The sequence below is a fragment of the Halorubrum sp. 48-1-W genome, assembly GCF_003287355.1.
Lineage (GTDB): Archaea > Halobacteriota > Halobacteria > Halobacteriales > Haloferacaceae > Halorubrum.
Genome location: NZ_QMIM01000024.1, coordinates 14,202 through 40,271 on the forward strand (window position 1 = coordinate 14,202; position 26,070 = coordinate 40,271).

Consider the following 26,070-nt stretch of genomic DNA (forward strand, 5'->3'; position numbering starts at 1 on the left):
GCGGGCGGTTCGCGGGTGCTGACGCACCCGCTCACCGGCGCGCCACCGCACCGTATCGTAGCGGAAACGATCCGTGCCGGCAGGAAAGCCTCAGTCAGCGACGTTCGGCGTCCCGAGGTACTCCTCGTTGATCTCGTACTCGCCCTCGTCGTTTTCTATCAGGTACTCGCCGTAGTAGGGGACCCGGTTCTCGACGACCGCCTCGAACGTCTCGGCGATCTCCTCGCGGCTCATCTCCCCCATCGACCGGAGGTCGTCGTTGCGGTTGAGACAGCCCTTCAGGTACCCCTCGTGGGTGACGCGGACGCGGCCGCAGTTGGCACAGAACTCCTCGTTCTCGACGGGGTCGACGATCTCGACCATCCCGCCACCCTCGCCGTCCGCGTCCTCGCCGACGAAGTACCGCTTGCGGTCGTGCATCTCCCGTCGTTCGATCCGGTCGGCCTCCTCGGCGAGCCAGTCGTGGACACGCCCGATGTCGATGTTCCACTCCGGTTTCCCGGTCAGCTCCGGCATGTACTCGATGAGCTGGAGCTGGAGCCCCTCGTTTTCGGCGACGTGTTCGACCATCTCCTCGACGTAGCCCGCGGTGTGGGTGAACACCACCATGTTGAGCTTCACGGGGTCGAGCCCGGCGTCGACGGCGGCCCTGACGCCCTCGAGCACCTGCTCGTACGCGCCCGACTTCGTCACCGCGGCGAAGTCGTCGGGGTCGAGCGCGTCCTGTGAGACGTTCACGCGGTCGAGCCCCGCCGTCTTCAGGTCCTCGGCGCGTCCCGGGAGGAACGTCCCGTTCGTCGTCATCGAGACCTCCATGGAGTCGGGAGTCCGCTCGATTATCTCCTCGAGGTCCTGTCGAAGCATGGGTTCGCCGCCGGTGAACTTCACCGAGTCGACGCCGTAGCCCTCGACGACTTCCAGGAAGCGGACCACGTCGTCGGCGCTCATCTCGTCCGGGCTGGGCTCCATCGGGCCGCGCGTGTCGCCGAGACCCTCGTTGTGACAGTAGATACAGTCGAAGTTACACCGGTCGGTGAGCGAGACCCGAACGCCCGTAACCTCCCGTCCGAAATCGTCCGCGAGCGGCTCGGCCATACCGATGGATACCCGCACGAACGTTTAAACATCCGGGTCGATCCGGGAGGAACGTAACTTTGAGAGGTTACGGGATCCGCACTCGGAGTCCATCGACAGCGACCCGGACGTCGCCGTCGAAGCCCGCCTCCCGGACGCTCGCAGTCATCTCCGTCTCTCTGCCGCCGGTGTGCGGGTAGAGGTGTGAAAGCAGTAGCGTCCCGACGTCGACGTCCGAGAGCGACGCCCCGAGCGAGGTGGGCGTCGGATGGTTCGAGACGTCGGTCCCGTCGGGGAACGAGCAGTCGTGGACGAGCACGTCGCTGCCGTCCGCGAAGCGCGCGAGCCCCGCGAACGCCTCGGAGTCGCCCGACAGCGTGAGCGGCCCGTCGGCGGGGTCGTCGTCGCTGTTCGGCGGCGAGAACCGATACGCCAGCCCCGACATCGAGTGGCGCGTCTCGCGGCCGACGGCGTCGAACCCGCCCGCGGTGAACGCCCGGCCCGCCGGCACCTCGCGGAGCGCGAGGTCGATCCGCCCGTCGAGGTAGTCGTGGACGTCGAGCAGGCCGTCGACGAGCGCCTTGGTCCCCGTCGGGCCGACGACCTCCAGGTACTCCTCGCCGGCCAGCCACCGCGCCTTCACGAGCGGGAGCAGCGCGGCGACGTGGTCGAGGTGGTGATGCGTGAGCAGGACGGTCGAGACCCCCTCGTAGCCGGAGTCGGTGTCGGCGAGCCGATGGAGCACGCCGCTACCGCAGTCGACGAGGAGCGACCGATCGTCGTCGCCCTCGCGCTCCTCGAGGAGGTACCCCGCCTGGACCCGGTCGGGGACCGGCATCGCGCTTCCGCTACCGAGGACGGTGAGGTCCATACTCGGGCGTGTGCCCCGGCGGACAAGTAAGTTGACGACCGAGCGCTCGACGCCGCTACTTGATCAGGAACACGGGTACCGTCGCGTCGTCGGTGACGCGGTCGGAGACGCTCCCGAGCGATCGGATCCGCTCGCGCGGCGATTTCCCCTCGGGGCTCATCACGATCACGTCGATCCCCTCCGCCTCCGCGTACGCGACGATCTCGGTGTCCGGGGTGCCTTGGCGCACGCGTGTTTCGACGTCCAGTCCGGCCTCCTCGGCCCGCTCCGCGACCGCGGCGACGGCGGCTTTACCCTGCGATTCGAGGTCCGCGATGACCTCGTCGTGGAGGTCGCCGGAGCTCGCGTTCGCCACGCGACGGTCCACGACGTACAGCGCGTGGACGGTCGCGCCGTGGTCGCTCGCCAGCGGGATCGCGTGATCGAGCGCTCGGTCGACCGCCTCGCTGCCGTCGGTCGGGATCAGCACGTCGTCGTACATGGTCGACCGTTCGCGCGGAACCGGTATAAGAATGGGGCCGTCTCCTCATCGGGTGGGGTTCCGCGCGGGCTCGCCCGGGGTTCCACCCGCCCCTGTCACGCTTCGGTCGTCGATCGACTCGCTCGACTCATCTCGGGTCGGCTCCCTCCGCACGCCAGGGTCCGCCGATCTCCGACCGCGTCGCCGACTCGGCCTCGCCGTCCCGGAAGACGCTCACTCGACCGGTCTCCTCGCTCAGGGTTACCGTGGCGACGACCTCGGGACGGACCGACGTCTCGATGGCGCTCATGTGTCGCGATCCCATCCACGATTCGTAGCCGACGTCGTCGGTGAGATCGGCCTCCTCGCTTCCGGTGCCGAGGTCCCTGAACCGGAGCATTTGGGACTCGATCTCGCCGTCCACCGCGACGACGATCCCGCCGTCACCCTCGAGACTCACCGCCTCCGTCGCCTCGACGAACGCGTCCTCGTCGAAGACGGACCGACACTGGTCGCGCGGCCATCGGTTGTCGCCCATGGGGTCCGCGTACGAGCCGTACTCGCGGTCGGCGACGACCGCGAAGTACAGCCCGGGTCCCTTCACGTGCGGTTCCTCCCAGCCGTCGAAATCGAGGCTCACGTGTTCCGCACAGAACCGCAGGCGGTCGATCAGTTCCCGAACGCGTTGGTGTGACCCGTACTCGATCGCGAGTCTACTCATCGCCTCCCCGTTCGTGTCCACCCTCGTCGGCGACGCTCGTCTCCATACCTACTCCAACGGGCGTCCCGCATATAAGGGATTTCGAGTCGGAGCCCGGGCCGACCCCGCTACTCGCTCGCGGACGACGGGCGCAGGAGGCCGGCGTCGAACCGGTCGGTCCTGAGGAGGCCGACGCCGAACGCGAGCGCGACGAGCGCGGGGATGGCGTTCCCGAACCAGACGTTGATCCCGCCCCAGAGGATCACGAAACTCACCATGTCGTCGAGCATGAACTCGCACGACGCCAGCCGCTCGCGGACCGCGTCCGTGTCGAACGCCCGATCCAGCGTGACCACCGCGACGACCGCCGACAACACCCACCCCGCGTAGTTCGATAGGGGAACGTCGTAGAACGCACCGCCGCCGAACGTCCAGAAGCCGAGGGCCACCGCTCCCGGATCCAACACCACGTCCATCGCGACCACGGTCGCGCTCACGGCGACCAGTCGGACCGGGCCGTTCGAGGCACGACTGCCGAGGAGCAACAGACAGAGCAGGTAGGCGTTGACCACGAGCGGAATGAAGAACACGGGGAGCGCGAGTGGAACCCCGCCGAGCATCGGCCCGAGGTCGATCGCGTACTCGAACCCGCCGTACGGCCAGCCGGTCCGAACCCCGACGCTCTCGATGAGGTACGTGTACGAGACGAGGACTGCGAGCCAGCCTACAGCCCGCCGGTCGAAGAGGGGCAAGATCCCCGCCACGAGCGGCGACCGCATCACGACGACGCCGAACAGCACGAACCAGGGGTGGAAGGCGAACGGCTCCGGGACCCAGCCCTCCGCGCTCCCGACCAGCGTGACGGCGCCGACCGCCGGGAACAACACGGCGATAGTGAACCGGTTCTCGCGGACGATCCGGTCGAGGGACGCCTCGACACCCCCGCGGGTGCTCGGCAAACGGTCGCGGGCTGTGCCCGTCCCGGGGGTCGTGGCCCCCTCGGAGCCCGCGTCCGCCTCCGGGTTCGTGGCCGTCGTCGACGAGCCGTCGTCGCTCATCCGAGCGCCTCCCAGACCGGGTAGACCCGCCAGAGCCCGCCCATCGCGAGTAGCGTCCCGACGGCGGTGTTGAGTGCGGGGAACCACCAGTAGGCGCGGTCGACGGCGACCGACGAGGTCGCGACCCAGGCCACGAAGACGGGATAGATCCCGAGAAGCGCGCCGAGCCGGACGTCGACCGCGGCGAACGCGATCGCCGCCGTGACCCAGCAGGCGAGACAGTACGCGTACGTCCGCGACTCACCGAGCACCGTCGCGGTCGTCCGGATCCCCGCCTCGCGGTCGGGCTCGATGTCGGGGATCGCGGAGAACGTGTGCATCCCCATCGTCCACAGCCACGCGCCCGCGAGCGCTGTGGCCGGCGGGACCGCCCCCGCGACCGTGGCGTACGCGGCGGCTCCCGGGAGGATATAGAGCCCGTTCGAAGCCGAATCCGCGAACGGGATCGTCTTGAACCGCAGCGGCGGCGCGCTGTACCCCGCAGCGAGGACGAAGAAGCCGGCGAGGAACGGCCACGCGACGCGGGGCGTAATGGTGAACGTCCCAACGCCGATGGCGGCGGCCCCCAGGACCGCCAGCAGGGCGGGACGGTTCCCCTGCCAGCGCGCCTCCCGGTCGCTCTTCTTGGGGTTGTGTTCGTCGATGTCGGCGTCGAAGACGTCGTTGACGCCGTAGAGGAAGACGTTCGCCGGGACGAGGAAGTAGCCGGCGAGCGCGACCGTCGTGGGCGTGAACAGGCCATCGAGACCGTCGATACCGTAGGTGACCCCGACCGCGACCGGGCCGGCGAGGTAGAGCCAGAAGCGCGGCCGAGAGAGCACGAACAGGTATCGAAGGTGGTCGGCGAGCGAGTCCCTCCCGTCGGGGTCACGGCTCCCCTCGTCGTCGGGGTCACGGCTCCCATCGCCGTCGGGGTCACGGCTCCACTCGTCGTCGGCTCGTTCCGTATCGAGGGGGGTTCCGGTCACGGCCTCAGATCGTGTCCGCGATCCGTTCGGCGGTCAGTCCCCCGCTTATCAGACACATCGGGACGCCGATCCCGGGCGTCGTGGTCGCGCCGGTGAAGTAGAGCCCGTCGATCGCCGACGAACGGTGTGGCGGTCGGAAAAGTGACGTCTGTCGGAGGGTGTGTGCGAGCCCGAGCGCGCTCCCCTCGTAGCTGTTGTACCGGTCCGCGAAGTCCGCGACACAGAACGTCTCCTCGAAGACGATCCGGTCGCGAAGCTCCGTCCCGGTGTTCTCCGCGATGTCGTCGAGCACGAGGTCCCGATACTCGGCGCGTAGCTCCGGCGTGTCCTCCAGCCCCGGCGCGATGGGGACGAGCGCGAAGAGGTTGCTGTGACCCTCCGGGGCGACCGTGCCGTCCGTCTTCGAGGGCACACAGAGGTAGTAGGCGGGGTCGTCCGGCCAGGCCGGCTCGTCGAAGATCTGCGCGAAGTGCTCCTCCCACCGCGTCGGCAACACCAGGGTGTGGTGGGCCAACTCCTCGACGTCGCCCTCGACGCCGAGGTACAGGAGGAACGCCGAGGGCGCGTACGTCCGCGACTCCCAGTACTCCTCGGTGTACTGCCGTTTTCGCTCGGGCAACAGCTCCTGTTCCGTATGGGCGTAGTCGGCGTTCGAGACGACGACGTCGGCGAGGTAGCGGTCGCCGTCGACGGTGTCGACCGCGAACGCGCCGTACCGACCCTCGATCCCGGTCACCTCCGCGTCGGTGACGAACTCGACGCCGAGCTCCCCGGCGAGGTCGACGATCCCGTCGACGACCGCACCGAGCCCGCCGTCGGGGTAGTACACGCCCATGTTGAAATCGACGTGGCTCATCAGGTTGTACAGCGCGGGCGTGTTCGTCGGGGACCCACCGAGGAAGACCAGCGTGTACTGCATCAGCTGCTGGAGCTTGGGGTGATCGAAGTACCCCTCGACGTGACCCTGCATCTTGCCGAGCAGCGAGAGCCCCCACGAGTACCGGAGCACGTCGCGGTCGACGTAGTCGCGGAGGCGGGGGCGGTCCTCGTAGACGAAGTGTTCCATCCCGATCTCGTAGGTGCGTTCGGCCTCCTCGAGGTAGTCGTCGAGCGCGTCGCCCGCGCCGGGCTCGTACGCCTCGAACAGCTCGCGGTTGTGGTCCATGTCTGGGAGCACGTCGACCCGGTCGCCGTCCTTCCAGAACACGCGGTAGTGCGGGTCGAGGTGCGTGAGCGTGTAGTACTCCTCGGGCGAGCGGTCGAAGTGATCGAAGAACCGTTCGAACACGTCGGGCATGAGGTACCACGACGGGCCCATGTCGAAGCGGAACCCGTCGGCCTCGAGGCGGCTCGCGCGCCCGCCGAGCTGTCCGTTCTTCTCGAGGAGGGTGACCTCAGCGCCGGCGTCGGCGAGGTAACAAGCCGTCGAGAGGCCGCCGAACCCGCCGCCGATAACGACGACCGACTCGCCGGCCACGGGGTCGATGTCCGGGGCCACGTCCATACTCTATCCTTGGACGGGACCCGTATAAATACCACCACGACGACGGCGGTGGGTACCACTAAGTCGTCGACGCCCGTACCGATCGTCGATGGATAAAACGGTCGCGCTCACCGGGGCCACAAGCGGTATCGGACGGGCGGTGGCAGAGGCGTTCGTCGACGCCGGCGCGTTCGTCGCCGTCTCCGGACGGGACGGCGACGCCGTCGATCGGACGGTCGCGGAGCTGAACGGGACGTCGACGGGCGGGGACGGCGATAGGTCCACCAGCGACTCTGTGGGAGACGCCGATTTCGACGACGCTACCGACGCCGCCGACACCGAAGTCGCCGACCCCGTCGCCGGAACCGCCTGGGGGGCCCGCGTCGACGTCCGCGACGAGTTCGACCTGGAACGCTTCTTCGAGCGCGTCGTCGGCGAGGCCGGCCCGATCGACGTCGTGCTCGCCAACGCGGCCGTCTTCCACGGCGCGCCGGGCGAGTCGCCGACCGACCGGCTGAGCTACCGCGAGTTCGACGACACGATGCGGACGAACGCGCGCGGGGTGTTCGCCACGATACGCGAGGTGGTTCCGCACCTCGCCGACGAGGCACGCGTCCTCGTTCCTTCCGGCTCGGTCGCGCACGAGTCCAAGGCGGGAATGGGCGCGTACGCGGTCTCGAAGGCTGCGGCGGAGGCCGTCGCCCGTGGCTTCGCCGCCGACGTCGACGCGACGGTCGGCGTCGTCGACCCGGGGCTCGTCGCCACCGACCTCACCGGGATGGAGCGCGCCCGCGACCCGGAAAGCGTCGCGCCGCTCTTCGTCTGGGCGGCGACCGACGCGCCCGCAGAGAAGCTTGACGGCGAGCGTGTGGGACTCCGCGAGTGGAAGAAAGCGACGCGGTAGTCCGGGCGTCACCTCTTATCAGATGCCGACACACCCCGTCACGTGACGCGCTCGACCGCCGTGCGGGGGAACGCGGGTGTGCGGTGTGGTCCCGCGCGGTTTCGGGAGGAGGGACGCGGTTCCACGACCGACACGCCTCCCGACCGACACGCACCGCCTGTTCGCCAGCCCCCGATCCGGTCTCCCGGTTCCCGAGCGCCGAGGACACGCCGATCCGGGCTCGCCGTTCGGCGTCGACTCACTCGGGAGCGACCGCTTCCCGGAGCGCCTCGGTCGCCGCACGCGGGTCCGCGACAGCGGTGATCGCGGAGACGACCGCCACGCCGGTCGCGCCCGCCTCCACGACGCTCGCCGCGTTGCCCGCGTCGATCCCGCCGATCCCGATCACGGGGACGTCGACCGCCCCGGCGATCGCCGCGACGCGTTCGAGACCGATCCCGTCACGGTCGCCCGAGACCTCCTTCGAGTCCGTGCCGTAGACCGCCCCGACGCCGAGGTAGTCCGCACCGGCGGCGACCGCCTCCCTCGCCTCCGTGACGGTCGACGCCGAGGCGCCGACGATCGCGTCGGGACCCAGACGCTCCCGGGCGACCTCGACCGGGAGGTCCGACCGGCCGAGGTGGACGCCGTCGGCGTCGACCGCCGCTGCGAGGTCGATCCGATCGTTGACTATCAGGGGAACGCAGGCCTCCGCGGTCAGCTCGCGGAGGCGAAGCCCGAGGCGATACCGGCTCCGCGCGTCGGTACCCTTCTCGCGGAGCTGGACGACGTCGATCCCCCCGGCCAACGCGTCGGCGACGACGGTCGGCGTCTCCCGTCCCGCCGAGTACTCGGCTCCCGTCACGAGGTAGGTCCGCCACGACGACGGGTCCGGTGTCGTATTCATCGGTAGTATGTCTAAGTGGTCGAAGCAAAACGGTTTCGGGAGCCTGGCTGAAGCGATCGGATCCCGTACGCAGGAAGGCAGAAAACGGGAACTACGACGGGTCTACTCGTCGGCTGCGACCGATTCGATGACCTCGACGCTCCCGGTGAGTTGGCGGTGGACGTACGGGATGTCGATCCCGGCCTCGTCGAACGCCTCCTTCACCGCGGTGACGTACTCCGAGCGCACGCGGACGAAGTCGCCGCGGTCGGGATCGGCGATCCACCAGCGGGACTGGAGCCCCACGTCGGAGTCGCCGAGTTCGACGAGCCGAACGGAGGGGGCGGGGTCGTCGAGGATGTCCTCGTGAGCCTCCGCCTTCTCGACGATGATGTCGGTCGCCTGTGCGATGTCGTCGTCGTAGCCGATGCCGAAGACGAACTTCTGACGGAGCGTCTCGTAGGCGACCGGGTTCGTGACCGCGTTGTTCGCGAGGTCGCCGTTCGGCACCGTGACCCGCTCGTTGTCGAACGTCCGGACCCGCGAGACGCGGAGGTCGATGTCCTCGACCCGACCCGCGTTACCTTCCCACTCGATCCAGTCGCCGACCTCGAACGGCTTGTCCTTCAGGATGAACACGCCCGCGACGAAGTTCCCGAGCAGGTCCTGGGCAGCGAACCCGACCGCGAGCGCGATCGCGCCGCCGAAGACGGCGAACGCCGAGAGGAACGCGCCGTACCCCGCGAGCGTGAACCCGATCGCGATCGCAGCGACCCAGACGACCGCGTTCGCGACGCTCGACCCGAGGCTCTTGACCGCCTCGTCCAGCCCTCGGGACTCGATCGTCCGCTCCACGCCGGGCACGAAGAGGACCTTCCCGAGCAGCAACACGGCGACGAATCCGACGACGAACAGGAACGCGGTGATCAGTATTCCCGTGACCGCCCCCGCGATCCCCGTTAACCCGAACTGAAGTGGTAGCATTGTCGGCCCATTCGGAGAGGTATTTAAAGAAGCTACTGGCAGCGCAGTTGTTTATCGGCGGTCGGCGCGTTCGTTACCGCGGCCGATCGGCGCGTTCGTTACCGATGTCGATCGGTACGTTCGCTACCGCGGTCGACCGACACGAGCGACCGATCTCAGTCGTCGCCCGCCGGTCGAGCGTCGAGCGGCCCCTCGCCGCGGGCGACCGCCCTGAGCCGCCGGCCGTGGACGTCGTCGGTGCGGATCCGGTCGCGGACCGCGGGCGGGAGCCACGCGTCGCGGTTCGCCGGAGCCGAGGCCGGGTCCACGCCCGCGGGGCGGATCTCGGCCGGAAGGTACCGGGCGTGGGTGGGAAGCCGCTCGCGGAGGGGGATCCCGCCGGCGTCCGCGACCGCCCGGAGCCCCTCGAGGTCGGGCCACGCGTACGCGGGGTTGATGTAGTCGTCGGTGACGGGGGAGACGCCGCCGAGGTCGTCGACGCCACAGTCGACGAGGTCGGCCGTGGGCGAGAGGTTCGGCGGCACCTGAACCGACACCTCGGACGGCAACGCAGCCCGCGCCATCGCCACGACCCGTCGCATCGTCTCCAGGTCCGGTTTCGCGAAGTCCGACCGCTCGTTCGGCACGACGTTCTGGACGATCACCTCCTGGACGTGGCCGTACCGCCCGTGGAGCTCGGCGATCGCGAGCAAACTCTCCGCGCGGTCCCGCCACCCCTCGCCGATCCCCACGAGGATCCCCGTGGTGAACGGGACGCCCTGCCGACCCGCCGCGCGGATCGTGTTCAGCCGCTGGCCCGGCGTCTTCCGGCGTCCCCCGCTGTGGGCGTCGACGTCGGCGGTCGTCTCCAGCATGACGCCCATCGAGGCGTTCACCTCCCGCAGGTCGCGGAATCGCGCCTCGGTGAGATCGCCCGGGTTCGAGTGCGGGAGCAGTCCCTCCTCCAAGGCGATCTCACAGGCGCGATAGAGGTAGTCGTGGATCGAGTCGAACCCCCAGTCGTCGAGTCGCTCGTGGATCCGCGTGTACCGGTCATCCGGATCGTCGCCGAAGGTGAAAAGCGCCTCCGTACACCCCGCGTCCGCACCGATCCGACACCGCTCGCGAACCTCCTCGGGCGAGAGCAACGAGGCCTCGCCCGGCACGTCGTAGTAGGTACAGTACGTACAGGTGTACCGGCAGGCGGTCGTCAGCGGCACGAAGACGTTCCGCGCGAACGTGAGCCCGTCCGCCGTGTCGACGTCGGCGGGACCCACGGAGAGCAGTCGCTCGACCGCCCCGCCGTCGACGTCGATGTCGATCCCGTACTCCGCTGTACCCACGAACACGCACCACCCTCCGCGGTCGAGTTCAAAAAGCGTCGCGGTCCCGGACAACGGTCGTGGTTCCACCGGAAGCGATCGCCGCGTTCACTCGCGGACGACGCCGACCCGGCCGCCGTCGGCGTCGAGTGCGAACCCGGCCTCCCGGAGCCACCTCACAGCCGCGCCGTCGCCGTGGAGCAACACCTCCGCGAGGTCCGCGTGTTCGTCGACGTCCGTCGCGAGCCGGTAGGAGTCGACCGTCCGGACCGTCGCGCCGAGTTCGGCCGCGATCCGGCGATGATCGAGGTAGGACGCGCCGTGGTAGTCGACCCGGAACCGTGGGTGTGAGACGACGAGGGCGTTGGTTCCGCCGCCGCGGCCGGGCGCGATCGTCACGTCGGCCGGCGCCGTCGTTTCGGCGTGTCGGGGCGTGTCGGCGTCGCCGTCGCGACGACCGGTCACCGCTCCGCCGAACAGCCGTTCGAGCGCCTCCGGGGTCGCGAGCGCGAGGTCGGCCATCACGACGGCGACCGCGCCGACCGCCTCGCCGGGACGGCGCTCCTCGAGCGCCGCGTTCACCGCGTCGGTGAGCGGTCGGTCGTCGACGGTGACCGGCGGGTCGAGCGGGGCGGTCGCGGGCGCTGTGGTCGGGTCGATCTCGTCGGTCGCGAGAACCCGTGGATCCCCGCCGGCGTCGACGATCGCTGACAGCACGTCGGCGAGCATCGCCCGCGCGAACGCGGCCCGCTCGGAGGGAGAGAGGGTGTCGGCGAGCCGCGATTTCGGCCGGTCGGCGGAGAAGGGGACGAGGACCTCCATTCGGCGGTCGCCTAGAACAGCGACTCGAGCTCGTCGCCGTCGTCGCTGACGAGGTCGTCGAGGTTCTGGTCGCTCTCCTGGCGGATCTCGTCCAGGTTGTCCTGCGCCTCGATGGCGACCTGCTGGAGCTCCTTGATCCGGGGGACGTTCGTGACACCCGCGAGCAGGATCACGGTGGCGACGAAGCCCGCACCGCGGTACGGGTAGTCGCCGCCGCGGACCTCCATCGAGCCGGTCTGCTCTTCGAGCCACTTCCGGCCGCGCTCGATACCTTTCCGGTTGAGGTACTCGGGCGGCCCCGCGAGCACGAGCAGCGCCCGCTCCGCGCCCTCGATCTCACAGGGAAGGGTGAGCCGGCCGAGCGCCGCCTTGCGGACGAGGCTCGTGATCCGGTTCGTGGTGTGGGCGCTGTCGAGCTCGTCGCCGCCGTCGTCGTTGCGGAGCCGGGAGAGCAGCCCCCCCGAGCTGCGCTCCTCGACCTCCTCCTCGGCGTAGCCGACCGTGGAGACGCCGCCGCCCGAGAGCGTGTTGATGATCTCCGAGGAGTCGACGACGCTCTCCGCGACCTCCTGACCCTGCTGGATCTCGCCCGCGCCGAACAGGATCCCGAAGCGCCGGACGATCTCCTCGTTGATCTCCTCGTAGCCGCCCTGGACGGACTCGCCCGTCTTCCGCCAGGCGTCGTTGTCGAACACCATCAGGTTGTCCACCTCGCGGACGAACGTCTGGAACGATCGGGCCGCGTTCAGGGTGTAGATGCCGCCCTCGTCGCTGCCGGGTAGCACGCCGAGCCCGTAGACGGGTTCAGTGTAGATCCGCTTGAGGTGTTTGGCCAACACCGGCGCGCCCCCGGAGCCGGTGCCGCCACCGAGTCCCGCCACGACGAGGAACGCGTCCACCTCGTGGACCGGGATCGAGTCGATCGCGCCCTGTACCTCGTCGATGTCCTCCTCGGCGATCTCCGCGCCGAGCTCGTTGTCCGCGCCGACCCCGTGACCCTTCACCCGGGACTGCCCGATGAGCACGCGCTGGCTCTCGGGGATGTGTTCGAGCCCCATGAGGTCGGCCTTGGCCGTGTTGACCGCAGCCGCGGCGCGCACGATCTCCGAGCCCGTCCGTTTGTCGTACTCGAGGAACTTGTCGACGACTTTCCCACCCGCCTGTCCGAACCCGATCATTGCCAGTTTCATAGTGGACTCCCTCCGTCTTTGAAACGACCAGAGTGGGATCTGGAACATAAGGCTTCTGGTGACGTTACCAGACCTGAGATCCGCACTCGCCCCGATCCGCCCTTCATCTCCTCGCGGTCGGCCGATCCGGTGAGCCTCGTCTGGGGGGCTGTTGGGCGTGCTGTCCGGGCGCCGATCTCTGATATAATTCTCTTGTCAATTCCCCCGGTGGCGGTCCCCACGGGGTCGACGGTCATTCGATCCCCAGATACGCCGAGAGCGTGGTCATCTCCGCCTCGTCGACGTCGAACGCGTCGACGTCGTTGTCGGCGGTCGTGTTGTCGAACTTCAACGACCGGTACTGGTCCCCGCCCATCGGGAACCCGGGGACGATCCCCAGCACCGAGAGGCCGACCTTCGCGAGCGGCATCGGTAGTGGAACGATCCGTACGCCTTTCCGTTCGGCCTCGTAGACGAGCTCCGTCACCTGTCGTAGCGTCAGCACCTCCGGACCGCCCACCTCGTAGGTCTCGCCGACGTATACGTCGGACTCCAGAGCAGCCACGAGCATCGGGACGAGGTCCTCGACGTGGATCGGCTGGAAGCGTGTCTTGCCGCCGCCGGGAAGCGGATACAGGGGCACGCCCGGGGCGAACATCCCCTTGAGCCGCTTCGTGAAGGAGACGAACTCGCCGCCCTCGCCGAAGACGACCGACGGCCGGAACACCGTCCAGTCGAGATCGCTCCCGCGGACGATCCTCTCGGCTTCCCCCTTCGCCCGGATGTACGCCGTGTCGCCGTCGGGGTCGGCGCCGAGCGCGCTCAGCTGAAGGAACCGGTCGGCGCCGGCCTCCTCACAAGCCCGGACGAGGTTCTCGGTCCCGCCGCGGTGGACCCGGTCGTGCATGACGTTGCCGCCCTTCGGCTCGAAGAGCGGCGAGAGCGCGACCAGGTTAACCACCGCGTCCTGGCCCTCGACCGCGGGCGCGATGGAGTCGTAGGCCGTGACGTCGCCGACGGCGGAGTCGACCTCTTCGGGGGTCTCGGCGGGCGAACTCGACATCGCGGTCACCTCGTGGCCGTCCTCGACGAGCGCGCGACAGAGGTACGACCCGATGAACCCGGTTCCGCCGGCTACCAGCACCTTCATATCCCTTCGGTTTGCGAGGAACGAAGGTAAAGTTACCGCGGCGTCAGACGCTCGAACGACACGTGTCAACGACACCCAACGTGTTCGACGTCAGGTCCACCGGTCCAGGCCGGTCTGGACCCGTGACTCCCGGATGCGTTCGAACCCGCGAGCGACCTCGTCGGCGTCGACACCCCACTCCTCGACCACGTACGCCCGTGCGGCCTCGACGTCCGGGTCGATCGTCGCGTCGAAGCCAACGTCGGAGACCGGTGGGTCGAGGAAGAACTCGCGGACCGCCTCCGCGTTCGGGATCGACGCGTCGCGCGCCTCGAGGACGCCCCACAGGTCGCCGTGTTCGCGCACCGCCGAGACCGCCGTCTTCGGCCCGACACCGTGGACCCCCTCGTTGAAGTCGGTTCCACACAGCATGGCGACGTCGACGAGCCCCTCGCGGTCGAGGCCGAGCTCCTCGAGTGTCGCCTCGAGGTCCATCAGCTCCGGGTTGCCCTTGCTCGTCAGCTGTCGGAGCGTCGTCGGCGCGCCGAAGAGCAGCGTGTCGTAGTCCTCGCTTCCCGCGTGGTCGACGCTCCCCGTCGCAGCCATGTGCGCACACTGAGCTTCCCCCTCGGCGGGGGCCTCGACCACCGGCACGTCGAGCAGGTCGAACAGCTCACGGGTCGTCTCCTGGATGGTGTCGGTGAGCCGCTGGGTCCGCGCGGAGAGCCGGGCCGCCTCGATCGCGTCACCCCGCTCGACTGCGGCCGCCTGGCGCTCCTCGGCGCGCTCGCGTTTCTCCCGGCGGTCGGTCACCTCGTCGGCCTTCAGCTCCGTCACCTCTCCGTCGAACACCATCACCGGGACCAGGTCGTGTTCGAAGAACTTCGGGAGCCCCTGGACGACCCCGATCAGGTTGGCGACCTCGACTCCCTCGGCGGTCGTGTAGGCGCCGTCGTTCGTCCACTTCACCGTCGTCGTGAGGTAGCGGTACAGCCAGTTGTGCGCGTCGACGGCGACGACGCTCCCCTCCAGCTCCTCGAAGGCGACCTCGCGTATCGACGCGAGGTCGCGCAGGTCCGCGTTTCCCATTACGCGTCCGATGGGCTCGCGGGCTATTAAACGGTCGAGACGGCGGCGGGACGCCGGAGCGATCGGGAGGAAGACGGCCGGACGCGCTACGTCGAACTCGCCGGAGCCAGCTCAGCCGCCTTCGAGCGCGCGCGAGACACGACGGACGGCTTGGCCTCGAACGCGAGCGTGACGTGTTCGTCGGCGTACGTCTCCTCGTCGACGTGGGCGTGGTCGTGGATCCACGAGACGAGGCTCATCGCGTCGTCGGAGACGGGAACCATCAGTCGCTCGCGCTCCCACTCCGGTAGCTCGGCCTCCACGCGGTCGCGGAGCTCCGCGACGCCCGCGCCCGTCCGCGCCGAGACGGCGACCGGGTCCGGCGCGAGCCCCGAGAGCGCGGCGCGTTTGTCCGCCAGCTCGCCGGGATCGAGCCGGTCTATCTTGTTGAAGACGGTGACGATGGGGGCCTCGTTGCGCTCGTACAGCGTGTCGTGGCTCGTCACGAGCTTCTCGCGCATCTCGGGGACCGGCTCGCTCGCGTCCACCACGAGCAACACGAGGTCCGCGCGGTACACCGAGTCCAGCGTCGACTCGAACGACTCGACGAGCCAGTGCGGGAGGTCCGCGATGAACCCGACCGTGTCCGTGAGCAGGACGTCCCGTTTCTCCATCTCCACCCGACGGGTCGTCGTGCCGAGCGTGGTGAACAGCATGTCCTCCGACTCGGCGGTTCGTTCGAGGTCCGGGTGGCGGTCCTCGTTCTCGTCGACGTCGAGTTCGGCGGCCAGCTGCCGCATCAGCGTCGACTTCCCGGCGTTGGTGTAGCCCGCAAGCGCGACGAGGTCGAACCCGGAGTCGCGGCGCTGCTCGCGGCGGGCCTGCTCCTTCTCCGCGATCGACTCCAGCTCGTCGCGGATCTCCGATATCTGGCGTTTGATGTCGCGCTCGACGCTCTCGTCGTACTCGCCGAGCCCCATGAAGCCGGGCCGTTCGTCGCGTTTCGCCAGGCTGGCCTTCGCCTCCGCGCGCGGCAGCTCGTAGCGCAGTTCGGCGAGTTCGACCTGGAGCTGGGCCTTCCGGGTGTTCGCGCGCTGCCCGAAGATCTCGAGGATGAGCGTGAACCGGTCGATCACCTCGACGCCCTCGGGAAGTTTCTTCCCTATGTTGAACGTTTGATACGGCCCCACGTCGTTGTCGATCACGACGCAGTCGGCGTCCCGCTCGCGGACGAGGTCGCGGAGCTCCGCGACCTTCCCCTCCCCGAACATGAACGCGGCGTCCTCGGTGCGAGTCTGGGCCAGCCCGCCGACGACCTCGTAGCCCGCGGCCTCCGCGAGCCGGGATATCTCGGTCAGGTCGGCGTTGCCGGCGTCGACGCGCTTGGCCACGACTGCCCGGCTGGAGTCGTCACTCACAGGAGCAACCCCCGAGCGGCGTACGCGGCGTGATGTGCGGCCTGCACTGTTTCGCGTTCACCTATGCTCTCGACGTATTTAAAATCGGGCTGGAAGCTCAGCCCCACCAGCTCCGCGGGCTCCTCGTAGAACTCGCCGTGTTCGGAGACGACCGGACAGGCCGGCGGCTCCGGGAGGTTCCCCACCGCCTCGGCGACGAGGTCCACGGTCGCCTCGAGGGTCGGCCCCTCGCGCACGCTGGCGAACCCGATCCCCTCGACGGAACGGATGCGGCTGGAGTCGATCCGGGCGTGGACCGCGGCCGCGACCATCAGGTACTCGCCGTCCTCCTCGTGGCGGCCGCTGATGTCGACGCCGACGACCTCAGGGACGGGTGCCGTCCACCTCGGTCGTGTGGACGCACGCCGTGCGCGTTCGAGCCATGGTGGCCGTAGATCCCCCTCCGGCTTGAATTTCTCGCTCGACGGGTTCGAGAGTCCGGTTACCGGGCCAGCGGCATGTTGTAGCTCGTCTCCTCCGCCATGACGACCTCCCAGGTCGCCTCGCACTCGCAGGACACCTGCTCGAAGACGGTCGGGTCCTGCCGGCGGTCGAAGTCCTTGATCGCGGTCTGGACCCGGTCGTCGCACTCGCCGCAGTTGTGCGCGCCCCGGTCGGAACCGTGCCCGACCGGGTCGGAGACGACGATGGCGTCGACGTCGGCGGTCTCCTCGAGGACGTGTGCGACCGTCCAGAGCCACGGCGGCCGGTAGCCGCCCTCGAAGAACAGCTCGTCGACCATGGTGTACCGCTGGACGTTCGTCGGGTTCATCGAGACGGTGTGACACCCCCCGACGTCCGCGCATCGGCGGATCGAGTCGACCATGTCCGCGGCGGCCTCCGGCTCCGCGAGGAACGGCGGCTTCAGAAGTAGATACGCCTTGACGCCCACGTCGGCGTCGAACGTAGCGTCGGCGGCTTCAGCCTCGCCGCAGGCCTCCTCGAAGTCGGCGAACGCGAAGTACTTGTTCACGCAGTCGCGCCGGACGCGGTCGGTCGCGGTTTCGAGCCCGACCGCCACGTCGGTCGCGATCCCGTGGTCGGCGAAGTCGCCGATCTTCTCGCGGTCGACGAAGTCCGGCAACGACTCGACGACGATCCGGTCGCGGTCCGCGAACGTCTCGGCGATCGCCCGGCGCGTCTCCGCGGGGACCTCACGCTCGTCGAGGAAGGAGCCGGAGGTGTAGATCTTGATCAGCTCCGCTGGCTCCTCGGCGTTCTCGCGTTCGTGGTCGAGACACGCCTCGATCTGGGTGAGGAGGTCCTCGTGGCTCACGCTACCGCCCTCGACTGACTCCGCGACGTACCCGCACATGGTACAGCCGCCGGCGCGGGCCCAGCGACAGCCGCCGGTGTTCAAGATGATCGTGAGCGAGTTCACCACCCCGTCAGGGGTGTTGTCCTCGTCGATCCAGACCCGGGTCGGCTCCGTCGGGTCGTACGTCTCCGAGCGCTCGGCGCGGATGTCGCGCATGACCGCGTTGTGCGCGTCCATGCCGCGCCCCTGCTCGTACGCCTCGGGGCTCGGTTGACTCATTGTCGGGGAGAGCGGCCGAGCGCGTAAAGCCGTGTCGTCACGTCGGGAGGGTGGCGAACACGACCCCGAGCCCGAAGCGGACGAACGTCGCCGACGCGACGACGGCGCACCACCTCACGCCGTCTGCTACTTCGACGTCCGTTTCCCTCGAACGGCCCTGACCGCGACGGCGAGGACGCCCGCCGTCGCCCCGACCGCGTTGACGAGCGAGTCGCGCCACGCGAAGGTCCGCCAGGGCACCCCGATCTGGAGGAGTTCCACGCCGAACCCGAAGGCGACCGCGACCGCCCCCGCGACGACCAGTCCACGGCTGTCGCGGCCCGTCGCGCCCGCCGACAACGCGGCGAGCACCGCGTAACCGACGAAGTGGAACGGGTCCGTCGGCGCGATCACGCCGGCGACGGCCTCGAGTATACCGTGACCTCCCCCGGCGCTCTCGCCACCCACGTTCGGTACGGGAACGAGCGACACGGCGAGAACGACCACTGCGAAGGCGGCTGCCGGTCGACGGCGGTCCCGGGAGGTGGCACGCGTCGGGCCCCGACCCCTGTCTGTCGATCCACCGTGTTCGGTCGCGTCCGCCGACCCCTCGCGCCTCGAGTCGCTCATGACCGCCCGTTCGATCGGGGGGCGGATAGCTCTTCGCGGCGCCCGTGACGTGTACTATCGGAAAAAACCGCCGACTCCGTCGTGCTCGTCGCCCGTCTGCCCGCGAAACCACCCATGAGAACGTCCGTGAACCGGTCTCGGCTCTCCACCGTCTCCCGTCCGCAACGGGAGCGTGCCCGTGTCGACGCGTTCACTCGCTCGGCGGGGACTCCCCGGCGTGACGGGACCCGTGTAACTGGTTTCGGTTTCGACGCGACGTGAAGAGCTAACAGGCTGTGGTCCGTCTATAATGAACGAGCATTACATGACTGACATGGGTGGCTACAGGGACCGAGTTGCACAGGTCGATCTCGGCGAGGGAGCGGTCGAGTACCGTGGGATCGACGACGAGGACGCCGAGAAGTACATCGGCGCGCGCGGGCTGGGCGTCAAGTACGTCTTCGACGCCGGGCCGGACGTCGACCCGATGGGGCCGGACAACCGCCTGGCGTTCATGACCGGTCCGCTCACGGGCACGCAGACCGTGATGAGCGGCCGGATCGCGTTGGTCACCAAGTCCCCGCTCACGGGGACGGTCACCGACTCGCACCACGGCGGCTGGTCCGGCGCGCGCCTCAAGTGGGCCGGCCTCGACGGTATCCTCCTCGACGGGAAGAGCGACGACCCGGTGTACCTCGTCGTCGAGGACGGCGACGTGGAAGTCCGCGACGCCTCCCGCGTCTGGGGCAAGGGCGTCCACGACACCATCGACGAACTCGGCGAGGAGGTCGAAGGGTCGGTCGGCAAGAACCTCTCGGTGATGGCCATCGGACAGGCCGGCGAGAACGGCGTCCGATACGCCTGCGTGATGAACGAGGACGACCGCGCGTCCGGCCGCGGCGGCACGGGTGCCGTGATGGGCTCGAAGAACGTCAAGGCGGTCGTCGTGAAGAGCGGCACCGACATGCCGAAGCCGGCCGATCCGGAGACGTTCAAGAAGGGGTACCAGCAGTCGATGGAGGTCATCCGGGAGTCGGACGTGACCGCGCCCAACGAGGGCGGGCTCTCGATGTACGGCACGAACGTCCTGATGAACGCGACCAACGAGATGGACGGGCTGCCGACGAAGAACGCGAAGTACACCTCCACGGAGGCGTACAACGAGACCGAGGGTGTCGACGTCGACGCCGAGCGGGTCTCCGGCGAGAACGTCCGCGAGAACATCCTCGTCGACGAGCCGACGTGTCACTCCTGTCCGGTGGCGTGTAAGAAGGAGGTCGAGGTCCAGCTCAACCACAAGGGCGAGGACATGAACGTCCGCATGGAGTCCTACGAGTACGAGTCGGCGTGGGCGCTCGGCCCGAACGCGGGACACACCGATCGCGACGAGATAGCCCTGATGCTCGATCGCTGTAACGACGTGGGCGTCGACACCATCGAGGTCGGCAACACGATGGCGATGGCGATGGAGATGACCGAGGAGGGCAAACTCGACGCCGGCATCGACTGGGGCGACTCCGAACGGATGATCGACCTCATCGACGAGATCGGCAACCGCTCGAGCGAACTGGGCGACCTCCTCGCGAAGGGTCCCGACCGGCTCGCCGACGCGAAGGACGCCCACGACAACAAGCTCTCGGTGAAAGGCCAGAGCATCGCGGCGTACGACCCGCGCTGCATGAAGGGGATGGCGATCGCGTTCGCCACCTCGAACCGCGGGGCGTGTCACCTGCGGGGGTACACGCCCGCAGCGGAGATCCTCGGGATCCCCGAGAAAGTCGACCCCTACGAGTGGGAGGGCAAAGGCGAGTTAACCGCCACCTTCCAGGACCTACACGCGATCTCGGACTCGTTCGACATCTGTAAGTTCAACGCGTTCGCGGAGGGGATCGAGGAGTACGTCCTCCAGTACAGCGGGATGACGGGCAGGGAGGTCACCGAGGACGAACTGTTCGAGGCGGGCGAGCGGATCTACAACCTCGAACGCTACTTCAACAACCTCGCCGGCTTCGACGGCGAGGACGACAGCCTCCCCGGCCGGTTCGTGGAGGGCCACCCGGACGCGATCCCGGGGCAGGGCGCGAGCGAGGGCGAGTTGGCCGAGCTCGACCTGATGAAAGCGGAGTACTACGAGCACCGTGGCTGGGTCGACGGGGTCGTCCCGGACGAGAAGCTCGACGAGCTGGGGATCGATGTCGGACCCGGCACCGGAGTCTCCGCCGGCGACTCCGCGGCGCCCGCGGACGACTGACCCGGCCGACGAAGGTTCGGGCCGACGAAGGTTCGGGCCGACGACGACTCCGGCCGACTCCGGCCGACGACGGCCATCCTGACTGACGGCGGTTCGAGCCGTCCATTTTTTACGTCATCCCGCCGGTAGCGTCACACATGGTCCACGACCCGCTCTCTCCCTCCGAAGCACTGCGCACCCGACTCGGGGCGGCTCTCGCAGCCGTGAGCCTGTTCGTATTCGTGTACGGCGTCGTGGTCGTCGCGCAACTACTCCTCGCTGTCCTGATCGCGGGGTTCCTGACGGTCGGCGTGTACCTCTGGTATCGGACGTTCGCCGTCCTCGATTCGATCGCCGACGCTGTACAGCGGATCGCGGACGCGACGGAACACGAAGCCCACGAAACCGCCGACCGCGACGCGTCGGGTCCCGTGCGTTCGACCCGGCTCACGGACCGTGAGGAGTGAGTCCAGCTTCGAGGACGGGTCGCGCGACCCGCCCTCTCCGCCGGATTGAAACCCGGGACGTCCTCGGTCGTGCGTGGAGGGCTACGCGAAGACGACGAACCGGAACAGCCAGAGCACGACCATGCCGACAGTGATGGTCGCGAACACGTTCTCGGTCCGCCAGGCGACGGCACCCGCGGCGATGCCGGCGATCAGTCGCTCGTCGGCGAGCGTCGCGACGAGACCCGGTCGGATCGTCATCAGATCCGGGAAGACGAGCGCCGCGAGCACCGCCGGCGGCACGTACCTGAGCGGGCGGCGGATCCGTTCGGGGACCTCGTCGATCCGGCCGAACAGGTGGATGAACGAGAGCCGGAACGAGTACGTGGCGATCCCGATGACGACGATGGCGACCCAGACGCGCGGGGAGCTGACGAGGCCGGGAAGCGCGGAGAGCACGGAGGCGCCGGCGAGATCGGGAAGTCCCGTCATCACGTCCTCGCCTCCGTCAGTAAGCCGACGCCGATCCCCGCGATGGCCCCGACGAGGAGGCCGAGGTTGAGCGGGAGCCCGGCGACCGCGACCGCGACCGCGCCCCCGACGACGCCCGCCGCGGTGGTCGGCCGGTCCTTCATCGCGGGGACGAGGAGCGCGAGGAACACGAGCGGCACCGCGAACGTGAGCCCCCACGCGTCGGGGACGCCGGTTCCCACGACGACGCCGACGACCGTACAGATCTGCCACACCAGCCACAGGGACGCGGCCGCGCCGAAGTAGTAGCGCCATCGGCTACGGTCGTCGTTCCGCTCGTACTCGGCGACCGAGAGCGCGTACGCCTGATCGGTGAGCAGATACGCGAGGGCGGCCCGCGTTCGCCGGGCGTACTCGGCGAAGTGTGGCGCGATCGACGCGGAGTACATCACCATCCGGAGGTTGATCACGACCGCGGTGCCGATCACGACGGCGAGCGGCGCGTTCGACCCGAGGAGGTCGATCGCGGCGAGTTGGGACGCACCCGCGAACACGATCACTGACAGCCCGACCGCCTCCGCCAGCGTGAGCCCGGCCTCCGCGGCGGCGATCCCGGCGACGAGCGCGAACGGGACGATCCCGAGCATCAGCGGCGTCACGTCGCGCACGCCGGCCACCAGGTCCTCGTGGAGGACGGTTCCGTTCGTTCGAGTCATTCGCGGGGATAGGCCGGCTCGTCGTGTTTGGCTGCGAGGTAGTCTGCGTGTTCGAGCTTCGTCGTCGCCTTCCGGACCGTCCCCAGAAGCGAGTGGACCTCACGTTCGGTCGGATGCGCGCGCCCGAGCAGTCGGCGCCACAACAGCGCGTTCTTCTCGCGCCGGTGCTCGCGCTGGCCGGTCGCCTCGAGGAAGTCGTCGAAGAGGTCGTGGAGCCGCTCCACGTCGGCCTCCGGGGCGCGGGTGACCGCGGTGTCCGGAAGCTGCGTCTCCTCGACGGTGAGCTCGCGGAGCTCGTACAGGATGACGGTCGCCGCCTGCCCGAGGTTGAGCACCGGGTAGTCGTCGGCAGCGGGGATCGAACACACCTCGTCGAGCCGTGAGAGCTCGTCGTTGTTGAGCCCGCGTCCCTCGCGACCGAAGACGATCGCGGTCGGCGCGTCGACGTCCGAAAGCGACTCCCGCAGCTCGACGGGCGTCTTGAACGGCCACCGCTCGTGGCGTCGGTCGTCCTCGCCGGTGATCGCGGTGGTGCCGACGGTGTGGTAGTTCTCGACGACCTCCTCGAAGGTCACCTCGTCGGCGTTCGGGAGGACGTCCTCACGCGCGTGGCCGGCGAAGCCGTACGCCTCGCCGTCCTCGTCCAGCTCCGGCGGGTCGACCAACTTGAGGTCCGAGAGCCCGAAGTTCTTCATCGCCCGCGCGATGGTCCCGACGTTTCCCGGCGTCTCCGGCTGTACGACGACTACCACCGGCTTCCGGCGTGTCGGGGTTCCGGCGGGTTCGCTCACGTTTCGCGCGTCTCGCCCGTCCTTCGCGTCTCCCGTATCGCGCCCGTCCTTCGCGTCTCCCGTATCGCGCCCGTCTTTCCGCTCTCCAGTGTCTTCTGCGTCGCCCTCGCTCATCAGTTCGATGGATACTCCGTCGAGAGGTCGACGTCGGCGTCGGCCAGCTCGTCCTCGCTGAGGCGGTCGTCCGCCGTGTCGTCGTCCCCCTCGTCGGACGGCTTCTCGCCGGCGAGCGCGCGGATGTCGATCCGCTCGCCCTCGAAGCCCTCCTCGAGGCGCTCCTGGATCTCCTGTTGGTCCGGGAGGTCGGGGAGCCCGTCGGGGTCCTCCTCGACGTGCTCGACGGACGCGTAGCCGTCGGGGGCCTCGTTGCCGGCGGCGACCCACTCGTGGAAGCGATCGCCGAACTCCTGACGGCCCTTGTGCTCGCTGCCGCCGGCTTCGCGGAACCAGTAGATGAAGTCGGGCTCGTGTTCGGCACAGAGCAGGACCTCACCGCCCGGCTCGCCGTACACGATCTCCGCCTGTCGACAGCGGTGAACTTCGGCGTCGCCGTACTCGAGGTAACAGACGTCGCACGGCTCCTCGACGAGCCCCACGAGCCTGACGAGCCGCTCTCTGGGCTCCTCCGGGATCTCGTCGAGGGGACGTAACTCGCCGTCCTCGGAGATGATCTCCTCCTCGTCGAATCGCCAGCCGCGGAGGCCGATGCTCACTTTCGCCATGTCCACTGGTTCTCGCGGCGCGGATAAAAGCGCGTCCTTCCGGGCCCACGATTCCGGTACTCGGCGAGTTCGCGGTCGATCGGGATACACGGCGGGAGTTTCCGAACCCCTCAGGACCGGTCGCGGTCGAGCGTTCGGTCCCGCTCCCGTGTCCGCCACTCCGCTGTGTCCTCCGGCGTCTCGGTCTCGAGTAGCTTGTCCAGCTTGCGCTCGAACTGCTCGTCGGTCAGGTCGCCCTCGGCGTATCTGGTTCGGAGGCGGTCGATCGCGTCGGCGGTTCCCTCGGGGGGCTCTTCGGCTCGGTCGGCCTCTCGATCCCGCCATTCACGTTCGCTTCGGTCCTCGGATCCGGCCTCCGCCGATCCCTCCTCTTCCTCCTCGTCGTCGAACAGCATCGAGACGACCGGGACGACCACGACGTAGCCGAACAGCATGAACGGGAGCCACCACCCGAACCCGAGGAAGAGCGCGGCCAGCCAGACGCCGGTGACCACGGTCGAGGCGATCTCGGTCGCGTTCGCCTTCGCACGGTCGAGCGGGGACGGATCGGTCATGTGGCCGGATTCGACGGAGACGGACAAAACGGTACCGTCGGATCTGTAGGGGGGAGATTTCGTTGCTTGCAGGGAAGACATCTCCAACGTCCCACTCGCTCGGCTGTACATCATTGCTACCGCGGTGAACACCGCCAAAGCCCCAGTCTCGGGGCGGGCGCACGTTCGCTGTGGTCCTCGGTCGCTCGCGTTGTCGCCGGCGCTTTGCGCCGGCTACCCGTGGCGCGGAGCGCCACGCTGCTTACGTCACCTGCGCCCGCCTCGAGACTGCCCCTTTGAGTCCCGCCCCGCACAGCACCGCACCTCACGCCTCCCCAGCCTCGCGGTTCGCGCTCTCCGAGCGCTCACCGCGTCCCTCGCGGGCTGCTCGCGCCCTACCGGGCGCTCGCAGGCACGCCGACCGCACGACGGATCGTTGTAGTGGATCGTTTCGATCGTTGCGGTGGATCGTCCGTCCCGTCGCCCGCCGGTTCCGGGTCGGCTTTAACCGTCGCGACCCTCGATCCGGTATGCGAAACGTGGACGCTGTGGGCCTCGGGATCGGCGACGACTACCCGCCCCGGATCATGGGCGTGTTGAACGTCTCCGTGGAGTCGCCGTACGATCCGAGCGTGTACGACGACCCGGGTGAGGCGGCGGAGTACGTCGACGAGGAACTGATCGCCGAGGGAGCGGACATCGTCGACGTCGGACTCGAGTCGGCCAACAAGGACCTCGACGTGCTCTCCGCCGAGGAGGAGTTGGAGCGGCTCGACACCGCCGTGGAGACGCTGGAGTCGACCGCCGGCGACGCGGTCTGGTCGATCGAGACCCGGTACCACGAGGTCGCCGACGCGGCCCTCTCGCGCGGGTTCGACATGGTCAACGACGTCTGTGGGTTCGCCGATCCGGAGATGCCGCGCGTGTGCGCCGAACACGACGCCGCCGTCTCGAAGATGGCGTCGCCGCCCGATCTCGGTCAGCCGGGCGCGATCGAGGACGTCGACGAGATCTACGACGCGCTCTCGCGGAACGGGTTCACGGAGAAGACGCTCGTCGACCCCGCGTTCGGCGGCTGGTCCGAAGAGAAGACGCTCGCCGACGACCGCGAGACGTTCCGCCGGCTGCGGGAGTTCCGCGGCTACGGCCGACCGATCCTCGTCTCCATCAACCGGAAGAACTTCCTCCGCGACGTCGTCGGGCGACGCACCGAGGCCGCGCTCCCGGCGTCGCTCGCGGCCACCTCGATGGCGGTCGAGCGTGGCGCACACGTGATCCGCACCCACGACGTGGCCGAGACCCGGGACGCGGCGCTTATCGGGGAGGCGTTCGCCCGGACGCGCGTCCGTAGTGGGGGCGCAGTGGACGTAGAGGAGCTCGACGTGACCACGGTCCGCGAGGCCGAGCGACACCTCGACCGGCTCGGGGCCTCCCGCGAGATAGCCGACGCGGCGGTCGTCCACACGTACGAGCTGTCGGGACTGTCGCCGGAGGCGGTCGGCGCGCTCCAGACCGCTGTGAACGGGTGTGACGCCGCCTTCGTCGTCGGCGGGGAGGGCCACGGTGGCGACGACGACACCGCTGAACGGACCCGCGGCGTCCTCGTCGGCACGGCTACCGAGCTATCGACGGTAGTATCCGCCGCTTCCGGCGTTTCAACCGCGCTCGATGCCGCGCTCCGGACGATCGACGGCACTTAGAAGTAAGAGAAAGTTTATGGCGT

27 protein-coding genes are annotated in these 26,070 nt (G+C 68.9%); 4 read left to right on the plus strand and 23 right to left on the minus strand.

The window, feature by feature from the left end; translation table 11 throughout:
- Positions 1-90: 90 nt before the first annotated feature.
- The 7 genes from moaA to DQW50_RS11920 form a co-directional block, all read right to left on the minus strand.
- Entirely contained in the window at positions 91-1,095 is a 1,005-nt protein-coding gene (moaA, locus tag DQW50_RS11890; RefSeq protein ID WP_112079498.1) for a GTP 3',8-cyclase MoaA, read from the minus strand.
- A 67-nt stretch (positions 1,096-1,162) separates the two neighbouring features.
- Positions 1,163-1,945: an MBL fold metallo-hydrolase gene (locus tag DQW50_RS11895; RefSeq protein WP_112079499.1), complete on the minus strand. Its 783-nt coding sequence runs from the start codon at positions 1,943-1,945 to the stop codon at positions 1,163-1,165.
- 55 nt (positions 1,946-2,000) lie between these two features.
- Positions 2,001-2,426 carry a universal stress protein gene (locus DQW50_RS11900; protein WP_112079500.1) on the minus strand — a complete coding sequence of 142 codons (426 nt, stop codon included), beginning with the start codon at positions 2,424-2,426 and terminating at the stop codon, positions 2,001-2,003.
- Between the two features lie 127 nt (positions 2,427-2,553).
- A complete protein-coding gene (locus tag DQW50_RS11905) occupies positions 2,554-3,126 on the minus strand; it encodes a diadenylate cyclase (protein ID WP_112079556.1) in 573 nt (190 codons plus the stop codon).
- A gap of 107 nt (positions 3,127-3,233) precedes the next feature.
- Positions 3,234-4,163, minus strand: coding sequence for a bisanhydrobacterioruberin hydratase (cruF, locus tag DQW50_RS11910; protein ID WP_112079501.1), 930 nt, complete (start codon positions 4,161-4,163; stop codon positions 3,234-3,236).
- Positions 4,160-5,131: a prenyltransferase gene (locus DQW50_RS11915; protein WP_112079502.1), complete on the minus strand. Its 972-nt coding sequence runs from the start codon at positions 5,129-5,131 to the stop codon at positions 4,160-4,162. Before DQW50_RS11915 ends, cruF begins: the two co-directional genes overlap by 4 nt.
- Positions 5,132-5,135: 4 nt before the next feature.
- The gene (locus DQW50_RS11920; protein ID WP_112079503.1) at positions 5,136-6,635 is read right to left on the minus strand and encodes an NAD(P)/FAD-dependent oxidoreductase; all 1,500 of its coding nucleotides are present in this window, start codon (positions 6,633-6,635) and stop codon (positions 5,136-5,138) included.
- 88 nt (positions 6,636-6,723) lie between these two features.
- Between DQW50_RS11920 and DQW50_RS11925 the strand changes: the two genes are divergently transcribed.
- Positions 6,724-7,518, plus strand: coding sequence for an SDR family oxidoreductase (locus DQW50_RS11925; RefSeq protein WP_112079504.1), 795 nt, complete (start codon positions 6,724-6,726; stop codon positions 7,516-7,518).
- Positions 7,519-7,756: 238 nt separating this feature from the next.
- Here the strand turns inward: DQW50_RS11925 and thiE are convergent, their stop codons facing one another.
- The 11 genes from thiE to DQW50_RS11980 form a co-directional block, all read right to left on the minus strand.
- Positions 7,757-8,404: a thiamine phosphate synthase gene (gene thiE, locus DQW50_RS11930; RefSeq protein ID WP_112079505.1), complete on the minus strand. Its 648-nt coding sequence runs from the start codon at positions 8,402-8,404 to the stop codon at positions 7,757-7,759.
- Between the two features lie 102 nt (positions 8,405-8,506).
- Complete coding sequence (locus DQW50_RS11935) at positions 8,507-9,367, minus strand: mechanosensitive ion channel family protein (RefSeq protein WP_112079506.1); 861 nt, start codon at positions 9,365-9,367, stop codon at positions 8,507-8,509.
- A gap of 155 nt (positions 9,368-9,522) precedes the next feature.
- Complete coding sequence (gene cofG, locus DQW50_RS11940; protein WP_112079507.1) at positions 9,523-10,695, minus strand: 7,8-didemethyl-8-hydroxy-5-deazariboflavin synthase subunit CofG; 1,173 nt, start codon at positions 10,693-10,695, stop codon at positions 9,523-9,525.
- 81 nt (positions 10,696-10,776) lie between these two features.
- Positions 10,777-11,490: a 2-phospho-L-lactate guanylyltransferase gene (locus DQW50_RS11945; RefSeq protein ID WP_112079508.1), complete on the minus strand. Its 714-nt coding sequence runs from the start codon at positions 11,488-11,490 to the stop codon at positions 10,777-10,779.
- 11 nt (positions 11,491-11,501) lie between these two features.
- Complete coding sequence (locus DQW50_RS11950) at positions 11,502-12,680, minus strand: tubulin/FtsZ family protein (RefSeq protein WP_198664668.1); 1,179 nt, start codon at positions 12,678-12,680, stop codon at positions 11,502-11,504.
- A gap of 232 nt (positions 12,681-12,912) precedes the next feature.
- Positions 12,913-13,809: a complex I NDUFA9 subunit family protein gene (locus DQW50_RS11955; RefSeq protein WP_112079510.1), complete on the minus strand. Its 897-nt coding sequence runs from the start codon at positions 13,807-13,809 to the stop codon at positions 12,913-12,915.
- 90 nt (positions 13,810-13,899) lie between these two features.
- Positions 13,900-14,877 carry a flap endonuclease-1 gene (fen, locus tag DQW50_RS11960; protein WP_112079511.1) on the minus strand — a complete coding sequence of 326 codons (978 nt, stop codon included), beginning with the start codon at positions 14,875-14,877 and terminating at the stop codon, positions 13,900-13,902.
- Positions 14,878-14,963: 86 nt separating this feature from the next.
- Positions 14,964-16,274, minus strand: a complete 1,311-nt coding sequence (gene hflX, locus DQW50_RS11965; protein ID WP_112079512.1) for a GTPase HflX — start codon at positions 16,272-16,274, stop codon at positions 14,964-14,966.
- Positions 16,271-16,585, minus strand: a complete 315-nt coding sequence (locus tag DQW50_RS11970; RefSeq protein ID WP_241964408.1) for a DUF2209 family protein — start codon at positions 16,583-16,585, stop codon at positions 16,271-16,273. The genes hflX and DQW50_RS11970 overlap by 4 nt, the downstream gene beginning before the upstream one ends.
- A 170-nt stretch (positions 16,586-16,755) precedes the next feature.
- Positions 16,756-17,850, minus strand: a complete 1,095-nt coding sequence (locus DQW50_RS11975) for an archaeosine biosynthesis radical SAM protein RaSEA (protein WP_112079513.1) — start codon at positions 17,848-17,850, stop codon at positions 16,756-16,758.
- A gap of 126 nt (positions 17,851-17,976) precedes the next feature.
- Complete coding sequence (locus tag DQW50_RS11980) at positions 17,977-18,459, minus strand: VanZ family protein (protein WP_198664669.1); 483 nt, start codon at positions 18,457-18,459, stop codon at positions 17,977-17,979.
- Positions 18,460-18,763: 304 nt separating this feature from the next.
- Here DQW50_RS11980 and DQW50_RS11985 point away from each other — a divergent pair, with 304 nt between their 5' ends.
- Together DQW50_RS11985 and DQW50_RS11990 are read left to right on the plus strand one after the other, a co-directional pair.
- Positions 18,764-20,689: an aldehyde ferredoxin oxidoreductase family protein gene (locus DQW50_RS11985; protein ID WP_112079514.1), complete on the plus strand. Its 1,926-nt coding sequence runs from the start codon at positions 18,764-18,766 to the stop codon at positions 20,687-20,689.
- Between the two features lie 137 nt (positions 20,690-20,826).
- Positions 20,827-21,135, plus strand: coding sequence for a hypothetical protein (locus tag DQW50_RS11990; RefSeq protein WP_112079515.1), 309 nt, complete (start codon positions 20,827-20,829; stop codon positions 21,133-21,135).
- Between the two features lie 81 nt (positions 21,136-21,216).
- Here DQW50_RS11990 and DQW50_RS11995 read toward each other — a convergent pair whose 3' ends face one another.
- From DQW50_RS11995 to DQW50_RS12015, 5 genes are all read right to left on the minus strand, one after another.
- A complete protein-coding gene (locus DQW50_RS11995; protein WP_112079516.1) occupies positions 21,217-21,606 on the minus strand; it encodes an AzlD domain-containing protein in 390 nt (129 codons plus the stop codon).
- Positions 21,606-22,301 carry an AzlC family ABC transporter permease gene (locus DQW50_RS12000; RefSeq protein WP_112079517.1) on the minus strand — a complete coding sequence of 232 codons (696 nt, stop codon included), beginning with the start codon at positions 22,299-22,301 and terminating at the stop codon, positions 21,606-21,608. Before DQW50_RS12000 ends, DQW50_RS11995 begins: the two co-directional genes overlap by 1 nt.
- Positions 22,298-23,206 (minus strand): RNA methyltransferase, encoded by a 909-nt coding sequence (locus DQW50_RS12005; RefSeq protein ID WP_112079518.1) that lies wholly within the window; start codon positions 23,204-23,206, stop codon positions 22,298-22,300. Before DQW50_RS12005 ends, DQW50_RS12000 begins: the two co-directional genes overlap by 4 nt.
- Positions 23,206-23,814 (minus strand): hypothetical protein, encoded by a 609-nt coding sequence (locus DQW50_RS12010; protein WP_112079519.1) that lies wholly within the window; start codon positions 23,812-23,814, stop codon positions 23,206-23,208. Before DQW50_RS12010 ends, DQW50_RS12005 begins: the two co-directional genes overlap by 1 nt.
- Positions 23,815-23,924: 110 nt before the next feature.
- A complete protein-coding gene (locus DQW50_RS12015) occupies positions 23,925-24,368 on the minus strand; it encodes an SHOCT domain-containing protein (protein ID WP_112079520.1) in 444 nt (147 codons plus the stop codon).
- 509 nt (positions 24,369-24,877) lie between these two features.
- Between DQW50_RS12015 and DQW50_RS12020 the strand changes: the two genes are divergently transcribed.
- Positions 24,878-26,047 (plus strand): dihydropteroate synthase, encoded by a 1,170-nt coding sequence (locus DQW50_RS12020; RefSeq protein WP_112079521.1) that lies wholly within the window; start codon positions 24,878-24,880, stop codon positions 26,045-26,047.
- Positions 26,048-26,070: the final 23 nt, after the last annotated feature.

What these genes read in the sequence shown, in the direction of transcription:
- DQW50_RS12020 (WP_112079521.1), top strand. Translation starts at nt 24,878, where the DNA reads ATGCGAAACGTGGACGCTGTGGGCCTCGGGATCGGCGACGACTACCCG.
- DQW50_RS11980 (WP_198664669.1), bottom strand. Translation starts at nt 18,459, where the DNA reads ATGAGCGACTCGAGGCGCGAGGGGTCGGCGGACGCGACCGAACACGGT.
- DQW50_RS11920 (WP_112079503.1), bottom strand. Translation starts at nt 6,635, where the DNA reads ATGGACGTGGCCCCGGACATCGACCCCGTGGCCGGCGAGTCGGTCGTC.
- DQW50_RS11935 (WP_112079506.1), bottom strand. Translation starts at nt 9,367, where the DNA reads ATGCTACCACTTCAGTTCGGGTTAACGGGGATCGCGGGGGCGGTCACG.
- DQW50_RS11955 (WP_112079510.1), bottom strand. Translation starts at nt 13,809, where the DNA reads ATGAAGGTGCTGGTAGCCGGCGGAACCGGGTTCATCGGGTCGTACCTC.
- DQW50_RS11895 (WP_112079499.1), bottom strand. Translation starts at nt 1,945, where the DNA reads ATGGACCTCACCGTCCTCGGTAGCGGAAGCGCGATGCCGGTCCCCGAC.
- DQW50_RS11970 (WP_241964408.1), bottom strand. Translation starts at nt 16,585, where the DNA reads ATGGTCGCGGCCGCGGTCCACGCCCGGATCGACTCCAGCCGCATCCGT.
- DQW50_RS12015 (WP_112079520.1), bottom strand. Translation starts at nt 24,368, where the DNA reads ATGACCGATCCGTCCCCGCTCGACCGTGCGAAGGCGAACGCGACCGAG.
- thiE (WP_112079505.1), bottom strand. Translation starts at nt 8,404, where the DNA reads ATGAATACGACACCGGACCCGTCGTCGTGGCGGACCTACCTCGTGACG.
- cruF (WP_112079501.1), bottom strand. Translation starts at nt 4,163, where the DNA reads ATGAGCGACGACGGCTCGTCGACGACGGCCACGAACCCGGAGGCGGAC.
- fen (WP_112079511.1), bottom strand. Translation starts at nt 14,877, where the DNA reads ATGGGAAACGCGGACCTGCGCGACCTCGCGTCGATACGCGAGGTCGCC.
- DQW50_RS11905 (WP_112079556.1), bottom strand. Translation starts at nt 3,126, where the DNA reads ATGAGTAGACTCGCGATCGAGTACGGGTCACACCAACGCGTTCGGGAA.
- DQW50_RS11950 (WP_198664668.1), bottom strand. Translation starts at nt 12,680, where the DNA reads ATGAAACTGGCAATGATCGGGTTCGGACAGGCGGGTGGGAAAGTCGTC.
- moaA (WP_112079498.1), bottom strand. Translation starts at nt 1,095, where the DNA reads ATGGCCGAGCCGCTCGCGGACGATTTCGGACGGGAGGTTACGGGCGTT.
- DQW50_RS12000 (WP_112079517.1), bottom strand. Translation starts at nt 22,301, where the DNA reads ATGACTCGAACGAACGGAACCGTCCTCCACGAGGACCTGGTGGCCGGC.
- DQW50_RS11990 (WP_112079515.1), top strand. Translation starts at nt 20,827, where the DNA reads ATGGTCCACGACCCGCTCTCTCCCTCCGAAGCACTGCGCACCCGACTC.
- DQW50_RS11945 (WP_112079508.1), bottom strand. Translation starts at nt 11,490, where the DNA reads ATGGAGGTCCTCGTCCCCTTCTCCGCCGACCGGCCGAAATCGCGGCTC.
- DQW50_RS12005 (WP_112079518.1), bottom strand. Translation starts at nt 23,206, where the DNA reads ATGAGCGAGGGCGACGCAGAAGACACTGGAGAGCGGAAAGACGGGCGC.
- DQW50_RS11925 (WP_112079504.1), top strand. Translation starts at nt 6,724, where the DNA reads ATGGATAAAACGGTCGCGCTCACCGGGGCCACAAGCGGTATCGGACGG.
- DQW50_RS11995 (WP_112079516.1), bottom strand. Translation starts at nt 21,606, where the DNA reads ATGACGGGACTTCCCGATCTCGCCGGCGCCTCCGTGCTCTCCGCGCTT.
- DQW50_RS11900 (WP_112079500.1), bottom strand. Translation starts at nt 2,426, where the DNA reads ATGTACGACGACGTGCTGATCCCGACCGACGGCAGCGAGGCGGTCGAC.
- DQW50_RS11985 (WP_112079514.1), top strand. Translation starts at nt 18,764, where the DNA reads ATGACTGACATGGGTGGCTACAGGGACCGAGTTGCACAGGTCGATCTC.
- DQW50_RS11975 (WP_112079513.1), bottom strand. Translation starts at nt 17,850, where the DNA reads ATGAGTCAACCGAGCCCCGAGGCGTACGAGCAGGGGCGCGGCATGGAC.
- DQW50_RS12010 (WP_112079519.1), bottom strand. Translation starts at nt 23,814, where the DNA reads ATGGCGAAAGTGAGCATCGGCCTCCGCGGCTGGCGATTCGACGAGGAG.